We start from the raw sequence: 15,319 nt of genomic DNA on the forward strand, positions 1-15,319 counted from the left end.
CCAGCCGGGTCCGACCCGTACCGGTTCCGACCCGTAGTACCTGAGACGGATGCCGAAGGACCCCTCTCGCTGGTGACGACGGGAACCCCCGCCCCGGCCTACCGTTTCGAACGTGACCCAGACGACCCGCACGCACCCGACGCCGGCGGACGACGCGAACCCCGCGTCCGCCGCCTACAAGCCGCGCAGCCCCGAGTACCGGCTGGCCGCCGACGCCCTGCGCGGCCTGCGGCAGGACCTGTTCCTCGACGCCTTCGCCTACCGCCCGCTGCCCCGCATGGCCGTGGACGGCCCGGTCACCCGGCGGCTGGGCGGCCGGCCGCGGGAGTACGCCTCCTGGACGCCGCACGCGCTGATCACCGCGGCCGGATTCTTCGCGTTCATGCTCGCGTCGGTCACCAGCAACGGCGGATCCTCCGAGCTGATCCTCAGCCTGCTCGCCCTCGGCCCGGTGGTGCTGACCATGATCCGGCCGGTCGCCGCGTTCTGGCTGTCGATGGCGGCGACCCTGGTCGGCACCGTGCTGGGCGGCACCTGGCAGGAGTGGCCGTGGCCGCCCGGCGCCTTCTTCTCCCACCTGGTGGTGCTGACGGTCGTCGCGATCCGCACCCGGCCGCGCACGGCGGCGTGGATGTGGCTGCTGACCGGCGCGTACGGCTTCTTCGCCGAGAGCCTCTTCGGCTGGGGCTACAGCACCAACACCGCGCCCATGCTGGTCGTCTCCGCCCTGGTCCTGCTCGTCGTGACCGTCTGGCACATACGACGGGAGGCCGAGCAGGAGGTGACCGCCCAGCAGACGGTCACCGAGCACGAGCGGTCCCGGCGCACCCTCCTGGAGGAGCGCACCACGATCGCCCGCGAGCTGCACGACGTGGTCGCCCACCACATGTCGGTCGTCGCCATCCAGGCCGAGGCCGCGCCCTACCGGGTGGAGAACCCGCCGGAGGAGCTGGAGCGCGCCTTCGCGACGATCCGGGAGAACGCGGTCGCGGCCCTCACCGAACTGCGCCGCGTGCTGGGCGTGGTCCGCGCCGAGGACTACGAGGCCCCGGACGCTCCCCAGCCCACCCTCGCCGACCTGGACGCGCTGCTCGCCAATGTGCGCGACGCCGGCCTCCGCGTCGGCAAGGCGGTGACCGGAGCGGTGCGCGAACTCCCGCAGGGCGTGGAGCTGTCGGCGTACCGGATCGTGCAGGAGGCCCTGAGCAACACCCTCAGACACGCGCCCGGCGCGACCGCCCGCGTCGAGATCGGCTACGTCCTCGGTGGCCTGGGCCTGCGCATAGTCAACGGGGCACCGCCGGAGCCGTCCCTGGTGAAGCCCTCGCCCGGGGCCGGCCACGGGATCACCGGGATGCGCGAGCGCGTCTCGATGCTGAACGGCGAGATGACGGCGGGCTCCACCGACGAGGGAGGCTATGAGGTGACCGTGTTCCTGCCGGTCCCGGCGACGAGCGAGGATGAGGCATGACCATCCGCGTCCTGATCGCGGACGACCAGATGATGGTGCGCGAGGGCTTCTCGGTCCTGCTGAACGCGATGCCGGACATCGAGGTCGTCGGCGAGGCGGTGAACGGCCGGGAGGCGGTCGCGAAGGTCCGCGAACTCGCGCCGGACGTGGTGCTGATGGACATCCGCATGCCGGAGCTGAACGGCATCGAGGCGACCCGGGAGATCGTCGCCGCGGACGGCGCGGCGAAGGTGCTGGTGCTGACCACCTTCGACCTCGACGAGTACGTGTACCAGGCGCTGCGCGCGGGAGCCTCCGGTTTCCTGCTCAAGGACGCCTCGGCCCGGCAGCTCGCCGAGGGCGTGCGGGTGGTGGCGTCCGGCGAGGCGCTGCTGGCCCCGTCGGTCACCAAGCGGCTGATCACGGAGTTCTCCAAGCTGTCCGAGGCCCCGAAGCTGCTGCCGCAGGCGCAGGAGGCGTACGGGGACCTCACCGACCGGGAGACGGAGGTGCTGGTCCTCATCGCCCACGGCCTGTCGAACGCGGAGATCGCCGAGCGGCTGGTGGTCGCCGAGTCCACGATCAAGACCCATGTGAGCCGGATCCTGGTCAAGCTGGGCCTGCGCGACCGGACCCAGGCGGCGGTGTTCGCGTACGAGGCGCGGCTGGTGACACCCGGCTGACCGGGGAAGAGGGCGCCCCGGACCCCCTGGTCAGAGCGGGGTCCGCCGGGCTAGCGTCCGTTCATGGCAGCCTTCGACCCGTGGGACCCGGCGTTCCTCGCCGACCCCTACCCCGCCTATGCCGAGCTGCGTGCCCAGGGCCGCGTGCACCACTACGAGCCCACGAACCAGTGGCTGATCCCGCACCACGCGGACGTCTCGGCGCTGCTGCGGGACCGCCGGCTTGGGCGGACGTACCAGCACCGCTTCTCGCACGAGGACTTCGGGCGCACGCCGCCTCCGCCGGAGCACGAGCCGTTCCACACGCTGAACGACCACGGGATGCTGGATCTGGAGCCGCCGGACCACACCCGGATCCGGCGTCTGGTGTCGAAGGCGTTCACGCCGCGCACGGTGGAGCGGCTGAAGCCGTATCTGGAGGCGCTGGCCGGGGAGCTGGTGGACGGGCTGGTCCGGCGGGGCGGCGGTGATCTGCTCGCCGACGTCGCCGAGCCGCTGCCGGTCGCGGTGATCGCCGAGATGCTGGGCGTCCCGGAGGCCGACCGGGCGCCGCTGCGGCCCTGGTCGGCGGACATCTGCGGGATGTACGAGCTGAATCCCTCGCAGGAGACGGCGGCGAAGGCGGTCCGGGCGTCGGTGGAGTTCTCCGACTATCTCCGGGAGCTGATCGCCGAGCGCCGCAAGGAGCCCGGCGACGACCTGATCTCGGGTCTGATCGCGGCGCACGACGAGGGCGACCGGCTCACCGAGCAGGAGATGATCTCGACCTGCGTGCTGCTGCTGAACGCGGGCCACGAGGCGACCGTGAACGCCACGGTCAACGGCTGGTGGGCGCTGTTCCGCAACCCGGACCAGCTGGCGGCGCTCCGCGCGGACCACTCCCTGGTTCCCGCCGCGATCGAGGAGCTGATGCGCTACGACACCCCGCTCCAGCTCTTCGAGCGCTGGGTGCTGGACGAGATCGAGGTCGACGGGACGACGATCCCGCGGGGCGCGGAGCTGGCCCTGCTCTTCGGCTCCGCGAACCACGACCCGGCGGTCTTCCAGGCCCCCGACCGCCTGGACCTCACCCGCGCCGACAACCCGCACATCTCCTTCAGCGCGGGCATCCACTACTGCATCGGCGCCCCGCTGGCCCGTATCGAACTGGCCGCTTCCATGAAGGCGCTGCTGGAGCGGGCTCCGACGCTGACTCTGGCGTCGGAGCCGAAACGCAAGCCCAACTTCGTGATCCGGGGGCTGGAGGGCCTGGACGTGGAGATCGCGTAACCGGTGCCGGGGCGGGCGCCGGTACCGATGCCGATGCCCGTGCCGGGGCGACCGCGGGGTCAGGAGGTGACGCGGCGGGGTCAGGAGGTGACCAGGTCCCGCCGCCGCAGCCCCGCCAGCCCGGCCGCCACGAGTGCCGCCGCCAGGGCGGTGAGCACCAGCACCGGCGTCCACTCCATCTCCCCGCCGGGCAGCTTCGGCAGATGGCCGAACGGGGAGATGTCCAGCACCGCCCGCGGCACGTCCAGCGCGGGCCCGATCCAGCCGATCAGCAGCACCGCCCCGGCGACCGCCCAGGCCGCCATCGCCGCCCGGGGCAGCAGCCCGTGGAGCAGCACCGCCGCGCCGCCGATCACCCACACCGCGGGTACCTGCGCCAGGCACGCGCCCAGAACCGGCCCGACCTCCTTGCCGTAGCCGACGGCGAAACCGAGCCCCGCCAGCAGCATGATCAGGACGGTGCCGCCGAACGCGACCGCCAGATGGCCCGCGGCCCAGCGCAGCCGCCCCACGGCGTTCGCCAGCACCGGTTCCGCCCGCCCCGAGGTCTCCTCGCCGTGCAGCCGCAGCACCGAGGCGACGATGTACAGCGCGGCGATGAGCCCCAGCATCCCGATCATCGCCGAGAGGAACGCGTCGGTCAGACCGGCCTGTCCGCCCATCCGCTCGATGATCTGCCGGGCGTTGTCATTGTCGCCGACCAGGTCGGCCGCGCCCTCGGTCATCCCGCCGTACACCACCCCGGCGAGCAGGAAGCCGACGCTCCAGCCGAGCACCCCGCCCCGCTGCAGCCGCCAGGCCAGCGCGCCCGCGCTGCCCAGCCGCCCGGCAGCCGGTCCGGGCCGGGCGGGCAGGAAGCTCATGCCGATGTCCCGGCGCCCGGCGAGTTCGTAGGCCACCGCGCCCTGGACAAGGGCGGCGCCGGCGAAGAGCAGCAGCACCCACCAGCGTTCACCGGCGTACGGCCGCAGGTTCTCCAGCCAGCCGATGGGAGAGAGCCAGGTCAGGACCGAGGAACCGTCGTCGGTAGCCGAGTCGCCCGCCGCGCGCAGCACGAACGCGGCGCCCAGCACCGCCGCCGTGAGGCCGCGGGCGAGCCGGGCGCTCTCGGTGAGCTGGGCGACGATCGCCGCCATCGTCGCGAACACCATGCCGAGCCCGGCGATGCCGAGCCCGAAGGCCAAGGCGCCCGTGCCGCCCTGACCGGCGAGTCCACCCGCGATCAGCAGGGCGAGGGCGGCGTTGGCGACGGCGGAGGTCAGCAGAGCCGCCGTCAGCGGGGCGCGGCGGCCGACCATCGCGGAGGAGATCAGCTCCTGGCGGCCGCTCTCCTCCTCGTCGCGGGTGTGCCGGACGACGAGGAGCAGGCCCATCACGGCGGCGAGCGCTCCCGCGTACACACCGACGCGCCAGACGGTCAGGGCGCCGTAGGAGTCGCCGAAGACGGGGCCGATCATCGCGCGCAGGGAGGCGTTGGTCTCCATCTGGCGGATGAGATCGGCGCGTTCGGCGGCGGTGCCGTAGAGGCTCTTGATCGTGTTCGGCATGGACAGGACCATCAGGGCGTTCACGCCGACCCAGAGCGGGATCATCACGCGGTCGCGGCGCAGTGCGAACCGCAGCAGGGTGCCGGTGCCGGCCAGTTGGCGCGAGCCTCCGGACCGTACGGCGAAGGCGGCGGCGCTCATCGGGCGGCCTCCGTCATGTCGTCCTGGTAGTGCCGCAGGAACAGCTCCTCCAGGGTGGGCGGGGTGGAGGTCAGCGAGCGCACGCCGGACTCGCTCAGCTGCCGCAGGACGGCGTCGAGCCGGTCGGTGTCGACCTGGAGCCGGACCCGCCGGCCCTGGACGTCGAGGTCGTGCACGCCGGGCAGCCGGGACAGCCCGTTCGGCGGTCCGGCCAGCTCGGCGGTGACGCTGGTGCGGGTCAGATGCCGCAGCTCGGCGAGCGAGCCGCTCTCCACGGTCCGCCCCTTGCGGATGATGCTGACCCGGTCGCACAGCTCCTCGACCTCGCTGAGGATGTGGGAGGAGAGCAGGATCGTCCGCCCGCGCTCCCGCTCCTCCGCCACACAGCGCTGGAAGACCTCCTCCATCAGCGGGTCGAGGCCCGAGGTCGGCTCGTCGAGGATCAGCAGGTCGACGTCGGAGGCGAAGGCGGCGACGAGGGCGACCTTCTGCCGGTTGCCCTTGGAGTACGTCCGGCCCTTCTTCGTGGGGTCCAGTTCGAACCGCTCGATCAGCTCGGCCCGCCGCCGGGCGTCGAGGCCCCCGCGCAGCCGGCCGTAGAGGTCGATGACCTCACCGCCGGAGAGGTTGCGCCAGAGGGTGACGTCGCCGGGGACGTAGGCGATACGGCGGTGCAGGTCGACGGCGTCCGTCCACGGGTCGCGGCCGAGCACCTGAGCGGCGCCGGAGTCGGCGCGCAGCAGGCCGAGCAGGACGCGGATGGTGGTCGACTTTCCGGCCCCGTTGGGCCCGAGGAAGCCGTGGACCTCGCCGGCCTCGACGTCCAGGTCGAGGCCGTCGAGTGCGTGCGTCCGGCCGAAGGACTTGTGGAGTCCGGAGACGGTGATGGCCTTGGTCATGCTTCAGAACGTACGCTTCCTTCAGAAATTTGTGAAGTTAAGGAAGCGTATAAATGACTGGCTAGACTCGACCGCGGCATCTGACCAGGGGAGATGATCGAGGCATGACGGAGCCGAAGGCGATGGAACGGGACCCCGAGGCGGTCTCCCGCTTCGTGGAGCACTTCGCGGCCCAGCTCGTGGAGGCCGGGCTGCCGCGCATGGCCGCCCGGGTCTTCGCCGCCCTGCTCGCCTCCGACTCCGGCACCCTGACCTCGGCGGAGCTGAGCGAACAGCTCCGGATCAGCCCCGCGGCCGTCTCGGGCGCGGTGCGCTACCTGGCGCAGGTGCACATGCTGTCGCGCGAGCGGGAGCCCGGTTCGCGGCGGGAGCGGTACCGGGTGCACAGCGACCAGTGGTACGAGGCGCTCGCCAATCGCGAGGCGATCATCAAGCGCTGGGAGGACGCTCTGCGCGGGGGCGTCTCCAGCCTGGGCGCCGACACCCCGGCGGGCCGCCGACTGGCGGAGACGCTCGCCTTCTTCGAGTTCATCGAGAAGGACGTCGCCGGGATGATGGAGCGGTGGCGGGTGTATCGGCGGGAGAGGTTCGGCGGGTGAAGCCCTGCCCCACCCGGCCGAATCCGGCGCCGTGCCCCAGCCCCACCCGGCCGCAACCGGCACCGTATACCTGACTCACCTCGACGCAACCAGCGCTGTGCCCCGGACCCAACGGACGGAACCGGCACGGTGAACGTGACTCACCCGGACGCCGCCGCCACCGTGCCCCTGACTCACCGGACGGAACCAGCACGGTGTACCTGACTCACCCGGACGCCGCCGGCACCGTGCGCCCGGCTCACCCGGCCGAATCCGGCGCCGTGCCCCCTGACTCACCGGACGGAACGGGCACGGCGCGCCTGACTCACCCGGACGCCGCAGTCACCGTGCCCCTGACTCACCGGACGGAACCGGCACGGTGAACGTGACTCACCCGGACGCCGCCGCCACCGTGCCCCCGACCCACCGGACGAAACCGGCACGGTGAACGTGACTCACCCGGACGCCGCCGCCACCGTGCCCCGGACCCACCGGACGGAACCGGCACGGTGAACGTGACTCACCCGGACGCCCCCGCCACCGTGCCCCCGACTCACCCGGCCCCAACCGGCACCGTTATCCCCAGCGCCTCCTCCAAGACCGTCCACGTCCTGCGCCGTACCGGACCCGCCACCTGCGTGTCGGCCCGGTAGCGGAAGGCGGGTCCGGTCACCGTCACCGTCCGGCCCTCAGCCCGCAGGGGGGTCGCCTCCGCGCCCACCGACACCGGCCGCACCTCCACCTCGGCCAGCCCGGCGAGCCCCGGCGACACCGACACGCCCGCCAGCGGCTGGCCGAGGTCCACCAGGGTCTCCCCGTCGACCTCGACCCGCAGCCGGGCGGGCCCGGCGGGGCTGGGCGGGGAGGCGGTGGCCACGCGGGCCGGGCGCGACGGGACGAGGGTGCGGACCAGCGACTGGCAGGTCCGCAGCCACGGCCGGCTCACGGCGGTGGCCCCCTCCGGGGCGTCCCGCCCGGCGGACAGCGGCGGGATGCCCACCGCGCCGACCACCACCCCGTCGCTGTCGTCGACGAGCAGGTCCAGCCGCCGCTCGGCCCCGTCCAGCACGGCCCGCGCCGCCGCCACCGTGCCGGTCGGCACCCCGAGCGACCGGGCCAGCGACAGCACCCCGGAACCGGCTCCGACCGGCACCATCGACAGCACACATCCGGCCAGCTCCCGCTGCCGGTGCAAAAGGGACACGGCACGGACCAGCGCGCGGTCGTCACCGACCACGACCGGCCGGCGGGACCCACGCCGGGAGAGCATCCGGGCGAATTCCTCGGGACCGTCCGGGAGGCACACCTTGGTGGCGGCACCCGCGCTGAGCACGTCTTTCGCGATTCGCGCGGACTCCGAGTCCACTCGCCGGGCGACCGGATCGATGATCACCAACAGCTGCTCGGACGTCGCGGAAGTCGCCACCTCGGTCATGCCTCGCTTCCTCGGGTAGCATCTTTGTGCAAGAGCCCCTTGCGCTATTGCGCCAGGGGCTTCGTCTATTCCGGGGCATCCGGTCCGACGGGTTGCGGCCAACGGAGGTCGCCGGTGTACGCAGCCACAGGTGTGCGGCGTGCGCCCCTGACCTTGGACATGCCCCGCCCGGAAGGGGTGTACGCGCGTGCCCGCACTTGTGCTGCTCGGTGCTCAGTGGGGTGACGAAGGCAAGGGAAAGGCGACGGACCTGCTCGGCGGATCCGTTGACTACGTGGTGCGATACCAGGGCGGCAACAACGCCGGCCACACGGTAGTCGTGGGTGACCAGAAGTATGCCCTCCACCTGCTCCCTTCCGGAATCCTGTCCCCCGGCTGCACGCCGGTCATCGGTAACGGTGTCGTCGTCGACCCGTCGGTCCTGCTCTCCGAGCTGAGCGGGCTGAACGAGCGCGGCGTCGACACGTCGAAGCTCCTGATCAGCGGCAACGCGCACATCATCACGCCGTACAACGTCACTGTCGACAAGGTGACGGAACGCTTCCTCGGAAAGCGCAAGATCGGCACGACCGGCCGCGGTATCGGCCCGACCTACGCGGACAAGATCAACCGCGTGGGCATCCGGGTCCAGGACCTGTACGACGAGTCGATCCTCCAGCAGAAGGTCGAGGCGGCGCTCGACGTCAAGAACCAGCTGCTGACCAAGCTGTACAACCGCCGCGCCATCGCCGTGGACCAGGTCGTCGAGGAGCTGCTGGGCTACGCCGAGCAGATCAAGCCGTACGTCGCCGACACGGTGCTGATCCTGAACCAGGCGCTGGACGAGGACAAGGTCGTGCTCTTCGAGGGCGGCCAGGGCACCCTGCTCGACATCGACCACGGCACGTATCCGTTCGTGACCTCGTCGAACCCGACCGCGGGCGGCGCCTGCACCGGTGCCGGCGTGGGCCCGACCCGGATCAGCCGCGTCATCGGCATCCTCAAGGCCTACACGACCCGCGTCGGCGCGGGCCCGTTCCCGACCGAGCTGTTCGACGAGGACGGCGAGGCGCTGCGCCGGATCGGCGGCGAGCGGGGCGTCACCACCGGCCGTGACCGCCGCTGCGGCTGGTTCGACGCGGTCATCGCCCGCTACGCGACCCGGGTGAACGGTCTGACCGACTTCTTCCTCACCAAGCTGGACGTGCTCACCGGCTGGGAGCAGATCCCGGTCTGCGTCGCCTACGAGATCGACGGCAAGCGCGTCGAGGAGCTGCCGTACTCGCAGACCGACTTCCACCACGCGAAGCCGGTCTACGAGATGCTCCCGGGCTGGAGCGAGGACATCAGCAAGGCGAAGTCCTTCTCCGACCTGCCGAAGAACGCCCAGAACTACGTCAAGGCGCTCGAGGAGATGTCCGGCGCCCCGATCTCCGCGATCGGCGTGGGCCCGGGCCGGGACGAGACGATCGAGATCAACTCGTTCCTGTAGGAATCCGTTGGGAATCCGTGCCGCGAGCCACGGGTTCCGGGAGCGCGAAACGCCCGGCCGGTCCTCCGGCCGGGCGTTTCCGCGCATCATGCGAACCTCACCTGTCGGCCATAGCCTGAAGGCGTACGCGTACGTCGAGCCGGACGACCCGAGGAAGGTGAGTGCGATGCGCGTGCTGCTCAAGGCCCATTTCGACACGGAGAAGGGCAACGAGCTCGTCGAGAGCGGCAGGATGGCCGGACTGATCCAGGAAATGGTCGAGCGGGTCCATCCGGAAGCCGCCTACTTCCTCCCGGACGACGGTGAGCGTACGGCCTTCCTGGTCTTCGACATGGAGGACGTGTCGCAGATGCCGGTGATCACCGAGCCGCTCTTCCGGGAAGGGAACGCCACGGTGTCCTACACGCCGGTGATGAACCTGGATGACGTGCAGAAGGGGCTCTCCCAGTTGTCCGGCGGCGGCTGACTCAGCTGAAGACGATCATCGACCCCTGCGCCAGACTCCGCGTCGCCGCCGCGTGCAGCCCCAGCCACACGTGGCGCTCGCGGGCGAACGGGCTGGGGTCGTAGGGAGCCGGTACGGCGGGCTCCTCCAGGTCGGTGGGAGCGAGCGGGGGTCGCGGGGCCGCCGGGGGGTTGGCCGGGTCGATGCCGAGGGTGGGGGCGACGTGCTCCAGCTCGCGGAGGAGGGTCTGGGAGGAGCCCAACGGGCCGCCGCCCGCGAGGAGTTCGTCGTTGGACAGGGGGTGCGGGAAGTCGACCGGGACGTAGGCGCCCGCGTGGTCGTAGTGCCAGACCAGGTGGGACTGCTGGGCCGTCGTCTCGAACATCTCCAGGAGCTGCTCGTAGTCGCCGCCCAGTTCGTCCACCGGGGTCACCGGCAGTCCGCAGACCTGGAGGAGATAGGCCCGGCGCAGGAAGTGCAGCGCGTCGTAGTCGAATCCGGCGACCGGGGCGACCTCGCCGGAGAGGCCCGGCATGTACTGGTACACCGGCACCGGCGGCAGCCCGGCCTCGGCGAGCGCCTTGTCGTATTGCGCGAGTTCCTCGGCGAACGGGTTGTCCGGCGTGTGGCACAACACGTCGACGAGCGGGACCAGCCACAGGTCACAGGCCAAAAGAGGGCTCCTCCGGTACGGGCGCGCGCGGGGCGGTCAGGGAAGCGTAATGGGTGGGGGCCGGACGGGTCCCCTCCCGTACCGGTCCCATACCCAGAAGGGCCGTCAGCCGCCCGCCAGCCGCTCGATCAGTGCGAGGGAGTGGGTGTTGTACGCGGCGATGAGCGCCCGCGCGGCCTGGGTGTCGCGGCGCACCAGGGCGTCCACCAGTTCTGTGTGTCCGGCCCACAGCTGCCCGCGCAGATCGGTCAGCCGGCGCAGATGCTGCACCGCGCACACCCAGGACTGCACGCGCAGCCGGTGCAGGAAGTCGGCGAGGTAGGGGTTGCCGAACAGGCCGCTCAGCTCGCGCCAGAAGCGCAGGTCGTAGCCGATGAGCACGGTGAGGTCGCCGGCCGTGGCGGCGCGCTGCGCCTCCTCGCCGCGCCGCCGCACACCCGCGAGCGCGGCGGAGACCCGGGGGTCGTCGGGGTCCCGGAAGCCGCGGTGGCCGTCGCCGAGCGCCTGGAACATGCCGTCGGTGACCAGGCTGCGGGCCTCGACCAGGCCGCGGAAGTCGTCCACGGAGTACTCGCGGACCCGGAAGCCGCGATGCTGGTCGGCCTCCAGCAGGCCCTGCGCGGAGAGATCGACCAGGGCCTCGCGCACCGGGGTCGCGGAGACGCCGTACTGCTCGGCGATCTCCTTGACGGTGAACTCCTGCCCGGGCTGCAGCCGTCCGGCCAGCACCTCGTCCCGCAACGCGTCCGCGATCTGCTGCCGCAGGGTGCTACGGGTCACAGCGCCGTTGCCGCTGGTGCCGGGCATGGTGGGGGGACTCCCTCGTCGCGTTCGAATGGCGTGCACCAGGGGTGCACAGGTGTGCCTACGAGCACGCCACCTTACGCGGTCCCCCCACCCGGGGTAACCGACTACGGGGTCATGTACGTGTCTATGCCGTCACGTACTCGTCCGCCACCGCCAGCGCCGCATCCAGCGCCGCCAGGCCTTCCTTCAGCTCGGCCTCGGTGACGTTGCAGGGCGGGACGACATGGGTGCGGTTCATGTTGATGAACGGCCAGATGCCGTGCGCCTTCGCGGCGGCGCCGAACGCGGCCATCGGCGCGTTGGCCTCACCGGCCGCGTTGTACGGCACCAGCGGCTCCCGGGTCTCCCGGTTCCGCACCAGGTCCAGCGCCCAGAACATGCCGACGCCGCGCACCTCGCCGACGCTCGGGTGCCGCTCGGCCAGCTCCCGCAGGCCCGGCTCCACGACCTCGGCGCCGAGTCGCGCCGCGTTCTCGACGATGCCCTCCTCGGCCATGACGTTGATCGTCGCGACGGCGGCGGCGCAGGCGAGGGGGTGCCCGGAGTAGGTCAGTCCGCCGGGGTAGGGCCGCTTGCCGAAGGTGTCGGCGATCCTCTCCGAGATCGCGACGCCGCCCAGCGGCACGTATCCGCTGTTCACGCCCTTGGCGAAGGTCATGAGATCCGGCGTGACACCGAACAGGTCGGCGGCGAACCACTCACCGGTCCGCCCGAAGCCCGCCATCACCTCGTCGAGGATGAAGACGATGCCGTACTTGTCGCAGATCTCCCGCACCCCGGCGAGGTAACCGGCCGGCGGAACCATGATCCCGGCCGTGCCCGGCACGGTCTCCAGGATGATCGCGGCGACGGTCGACGGCCCCTCGAAGGCGATCGTCGTCTCCAGGTGCTCCAGCGCCCGCGCGCACTCCTGCTCCTCGGTCTCGGCGTAGAAGCGGGAGCGGTAGAGGAAGGGCGCCCAGAAGTGCACGACTCCGGCCGCGCCGCTGTCGCTGGCCCAGCGGCGCGGGTCGCCGGTGACGTTGATCGCCTGCTGGGTGCCGCCGTGGTACGAGCGGTACGCCGAGAGCACCTTCGGGCGGCCCGTGTGCAGCCGGGCCATCCGCACCGCGTGCTCGACGGCGTCGGCGCCGCCGTTGGTGAAGAAGATCTTGTCCAGGTCGCCGGGGGTCCGCTCGGCGATCAGCCGGGCGGCCTCGCTGCGTGCCTCGATGGCGAACGCGGGCGCGAAGGTCGTCATCTTCGCGGCCTGCTCCTGGATCGCGGCGACGACCTTGGGGTGCTGGTAGCCGATGTTGGTGTAGACGAGGCCGCTGGTGAAGTCGAGGTAGCGCTTGCCGTCGTAGTCCCAGAAGTGCGACCCCTCGGCGCCGGCGACGGCGAGCGGGTCGATGAGCTCCTGCGCGGACCAGGAGTGGAAGACGTGCGCGCGGTCCGCGGCCTTCACGGCGGCGCCGGCCTGCGCGTTGGGAACGGGATGAGGGGTCATGCGGCCGAGCGTAGATGTCCGCGATGCGGACGCGATATCGGCGTCCTGTCTGTGGTCAGGGGCTTTCCGCGACAGGTTGTCGACGGTGGGGGGAGGCCCCGTTATTGACAGCATACTGTCTAAGTGACAGCCTTCTGTCATACGCAGAACCGCTGGAGGAGGAACCATGAGCCGCAAGCCCGTCCACCTCGCCGTCTACGACACCCTCGCCGACTGGGAGCCCGGCCACGCCACGGCCCACCTCGCCCGCGCCGGCTGGGAGATCCGCACCGTCGGCCCGACGACCGCCCCCGTCCGCACTCTCGGCGGCCTGCGGATCCAGCCCGACGCCGCCCTGGACGACGTGCGGCCCGAGGACAGCGCGCTGCTGATCCTGCCGGGCGCCGACCTGTGGGACACGTCGGACGACCTCGCGCCGTTCGCCCGCAAGGCGCGCGAGTTCCTCGACGCCGGCGTGCCCGTCGCCGCGATCTGCGGCGCCACCGCCGGACTGGCCCGCGAGGGCCTGCTCGACGACCGCGCGCACACGAGCGCCGTCTCCTTCTACCTGGCGGCGACCGGCTACGCGGGAGGCGAGAAGTACGTCGAGGCCGACGCCGTCACCGACGGGCCGCTGATCACCGCGGGCCCGACCGAGCCCGTCGCCTTCGCCCGGGAGATCCTCGGGCTGCTCGGGGTGTACGAGGGCGAGGTGCTGGACGCCTGGTACCGGCTCTTCCACGACTCCGACGTCGAGGCCTACGCCGTACTGGAGAAGGCGGGCGCGCTGTGAGCCGTGCCCGTCAGGACCTGTTCAGCCGGAGCGCGCTCGGCGTGTTCCGGCTGAACGGCCAGTTCCTCGCCGTCGCCGAGGAGCTGGCGCGCCCCGCCGGCCTGACCGCGGCGTGGTGGCAGGTACTGGGCGCGGTACTGCGCGAACCGCTGCCGGTGGCGGGCATCGCCCGCGCCATGGGCATCACCCGGCAGAGCGTCCAGCGCATCGCGGATCTGCTGGTCGAGCGGGGCCTCGCCGAGTACCGGCCGAACCCTGCCCACCGCCGCGCCAAGCTTCTCGCGCCCACGGAGGAGGGTCGCGCCGCGATCGCCCGCATCGACCCCGGCCACGCGGCCTACGCCGACCGGCTCGCCGAGGCCTTCGGCGAGACCGAACTCGCCGCCGCCGTCGAGGCGTTGGAGCGGCTGTCGAAGGTGCTCGACGAAGTGGGGCCGCCTGCCCGGCCTGTTCCGCCTGTTACGGAACCGTAGACCTCACTCCGTACGACTCCCCTCACGGCCGCACTATTCTCGGCCTGTTGCTCACCTGGGGGAGGCGGTGGGGATGGAGAGACTGGGGCCCGGGGACCCACAGCAGGTCGGCGCGTACCGGCTGCTGGGGCGGCTCGGCGCAGGGGGCATGGGCGAGGTCTATCTCGCCCGGTCGGACCGGGGCCGGACCGTCGCCGTGAAACTGGTCCGCGAGGAACTGGCCGCGCGGGAGGAGTTCCGGGCGCGGTTCCGGCAGGAGGTGCAGGCCGCGCGGCGGGTCGGCGGCCACTGGACGGCCCCCGTGCTCGACGCCGACACCGAGGCGGCCGTGCCCTGGGTCGCCACCGGATACGTGGCGGGCCCCAGCCTCCAGCAGGTCGTCGGCCACGACCACGGGCCGCTGCCGGAACGCTCGGTCCGCATCCTGGCGGCCGGGCTGGCGCACGCGCTGAAGGACATCCACGCGGCGGGGATGGTCCACCGCGATCTGAAGCCCTCGAACGTCCTGCTGACCATCGACGGCCCGCGCGTCATCGACTTCGGCATCGCGCGGGCGCTGGAGACGGTGACCGACGGCGGACTGACCCGCACCGGCGCACTCGTCGGCTCGCCCGGCTTCATGGCGCCCGAGCAGGTCCGCGGCGACCGCGTCACCCCCGCCTGCGACGTCTTCTGCCTGGGCTCCGTCCTCGCCTACGCCGCCACCGGCGCCCTCCCGTTCGGCGGCGCCGACAGCGGGGTGCACGCCCTGATGTTCCGCATCGCCCAGGAGGAACCGAACCTGGAACGGGTCCCCGAGGGCATCGCCGACCTGGTCCGCATCTGCCTCCGCAAGGACCCCACCACCCGCCCCACCCTCGACGACGTCCTCGACCGCACCGGCGCCCAGGACACCGTCTCCGACGGCCGCGCCCTCGACCCCTGGCTCCCCAGCACCCTGGTCGCCCAACTCGGCCGCCACGCGGTGGCCCTGCTGGAAACGGAGCACCCGGAGGGGGCGGGGGCACCGGCTGAGCGGAGGGGGGCGCTGGAGGGGGCGGGGGGAGTGGGCGTTTCTGGGGGGTCCGGGGTTTCCGGTGGGCCAGGTGCTACCGGCGGTCCCGGTGCTTCCGGTGGACCGGGTGCTTCCGGCGGTCCCGGTGCTTCCGGTGGGTCGGGTGCTTTCAGCGGTCCGGGTGCTTTCGGTG

General features: G+C 72.1%; 15 protein-coding genes. 9 read left to right on the forward strand and 6 right to left on the reverse strand.

What is annotated here, in order from left to right; genetic code table 11:
- Window positions 1-112 precede the first annotated feature (112 nt).
- From ACZ42A_RS36395 to ACZ42A_RS36405, 3 genes are all read left to right on the forward strand, one after another.
- The gene (locus ACZ42A_RS36395; protein WP_468531637.1) at window positions 113-1,471 is read left to right on the forward strand and encodes a sensor histidine kinase; all 1,359 of its coding nucleotides are present in this window, start codon (window positions 113-115) and stop codon (window positions 1,469-1,471) included.
- On the forward strand, window positions 1,468-2,133 hold the full coding sequence (locus ACZ42A_RS36400; protein ID WP_468531638.1) for a response regulator: 666 nt from the start codon (window positions 1,468-1,470) through the stop codon (window positions 2,131-2,133). The genes ACZ42A_RS36395 and ACZ42A_RS36400 overlap by 4 nt, the downstream gene beginning before the upstream one ends.
- A 63-nt stretch (window positions 2,134-2,196) precedes the next feature.
- Window positions 2,197-3,402 (forward strand): cytochrome P450, encoded by a 1,206-nt coding sequence (locus tag ACZ42A_RS36405; protein WP_468531639.1) that lies wholly within the window; start codon window positions 2,197-2,199, stop codon window positions 3,400-3,402.
- A gap of 80 nt (window positions 3,403-3,482) precedes the next feature.
- Here ACZ42A_RS36405 and ACZ42A_RS36410 read toward each other — a convergent pair whose 3' ends face one another.
- Both ACZ42A_RS36410 and ACZ42A_RS36415 read right to left on the reverse strand, forming a co-directional pair.
- Window positions 3,483-5,090 (reverse strand): ABC transporter permease, encoded by a 1,608-nt coding sequence (locus ACZ42A_RS36410; RefSeq protein ID WP_468531640.1) that lies wholly within the window; start codon window positions 5,088-5,090, stop codon window positions 3,483-3,485.
- Window positions 5,087-5,989 (reverse strand): ABC transporter ATP-binding protein, encoded by a 903-nt coding sequence (locus ACZ42A_RS36415; RefSeq protein WP_468531641.1) that lies wholly within the window; start codon window positions 5,987-5,989, stop codon window positions 5,087-5,089. The genes ACZ42A_RS36410 and ACZ42A_RS36415 overlap by 4 nt, the downstream gene beginning before the upstream one ends.
- A 104-nt stretch (window positions 5,990-6,093) precedes the next feature.
- Here ACZ42A_RS36415 and ACZ42A_RS36420 point away from each other — a divergent pair, with 104 nt between their 5' ends.
- Complete coding sequence (locus ACZ42A_RS36420; protein ID WP_468531642.1) at window positions 6,094-6,588, forward strand: GbsR/MarR family transcriptional regulator; 495 nt, start codon at window positions 6,094-6,096, stop codon at window positions 6,586-6,588.
- 532 nt (window positions 6,589-7,120) lie between these two features.
- On the opposite strand, the gene ACZ42A_RS36425 is transcribed toward ACZ42A_RS36420, so the two are convergent.
- A complete protein-coding gene (locus ACZ42A_RS36425) occupies window positions 7,121-8,002 on the reverse strand; it encodes a diacylglycerol kinase family protein (RefSeq protein ID WP_468531643.1) in 882 nt (293 codons plus the stop codon).
- Window positions 8,003-8,189: 187 nt separating this feature from the next.
- Here ACZ42A_RS36425 and ACZ42A_RS36430 point away from each other — a divergent pair, with 187 nt between their 5' ends.
- Both ACZ42A_RS36430 and ACZ42A_RS36435 read left to right on the forward strand, forming a co-directional pair.
- Window positions 8,190-9,473, forward strand: a complete 1,284-nt coding sequence (locus tag ACZ42A_RS36430) for an adenylosuccinate synthase (RefSeq protein ID WP_468531644.1) — start codon at window positions 8,190-8,192, stop codon at window positions 9,471-9,473.
- Window positions 9,474-9,639: 166 nt separating this feature from the next.
- Window positions 9,640-9,939: a hypothetical protein gene (locus ACZ42A_RS36435; protein WP_468531645.1), complete on the forward strand. Its 300-nt coding sequence runs from the start codon at window positions 9,640-9,642 to the stop codon at window positions 9,937-9,939.
- 1 nt (window position 9,940) lies between these two features.
- On the opposite strand, the gene ACZ42A_RS36440 is transcribed toward ACZ42A_RS36435, so the two are convergent.
- The 3 genes from ACZ42A_RS36440 to ACZ42A_RS36450 form a co-directional block, all read right to left on the reverse strand.
- Window positions 9,941-10,591: a hypothetical protein gene (locus ACZ42A_RS36440; protein WP_468531646.1), complete on the reverse strand. Its 651-nt coding sequence runs from the start codon at window positions 10,589-10,591 to the stop codon at window positions 9,941-9,943.
- 105 nt (window positions 10,592-10,696) lie between these two features.
- The gene (locus ACZ42A_RS36445; protein ID WP_468531647.1) at window positions 10,697-11,398 is read right to left on the reverse strand and encodes a GntR family transcriptional regulator; all 702 of its coding nucleotides are present in this window, start codon (window positions 11,396-11,398) and stop codon (window positions 10,697-10,699) included.
- Between the two features lie 124 nt (window positions 11,399-11,522).
- Window positions 11,523-12,887, reverse strand: coding sequence for an aminotransferase class III-fold pyridoxal phosphate-dependent enzyme (locus tag ACZ42A_RS36450; protein ID WP_468531648.1), 1,365 nt, complete (start codon window positions 12,885-12,887; stop codon window positions 11,523-11,525).
- 166 nt (window positions 12,888-13,053) lie between these two features.
- Here ACZ42A_RS36450 and ACZ42A_RS36455 point away from each other — a divergent pair, with 166 nt between their 5' ends.
- From ACZ42A_RS36455 to ACZ42A_RS36465, 3 genes are all read left to right on the forward strand, one after another.
- Complete coding sequence (locus ACZ42A_RS36455) at window positions 13,054-13,659, forward strand: type 1 glutamine amidotransferase family protein (protein WP_468531649.1); 606 nt, start codon at window positions 13,054-13,056, stop codon at window positions 13,657-13,659.
- Complete coding sequence (locus tag ACZ42A_RS36460) at window positions 13,656-14,132, forward strand: MarR family winged helix-turn-helix transcriptional regulator (protein ID WP_468531650.1); 477 nt, start codon at window positions 13,656-13,658, stop codon at window positions 14,130-14,132. Before ACZ42A_RS36455 ends, ACZ42A_RS36460 begins: the two co-directional genes overlap by 4 nt.
- Window positions 14,133-14,205: 73 nt before the next feature.
- Window positions 14,206-15,319, forward strand: a 1,114-nt coding sequence (locus ACZ42A_RS36465; protein ID WP_468531651.1) for a serine/threonine-protein kinase, incomplete at its 3' end; no start/stop codon positions are given.

The sequence above is a fragment of the Streptomyces sp. NPDC030838 genome (genome assembly GCF_055572035.1).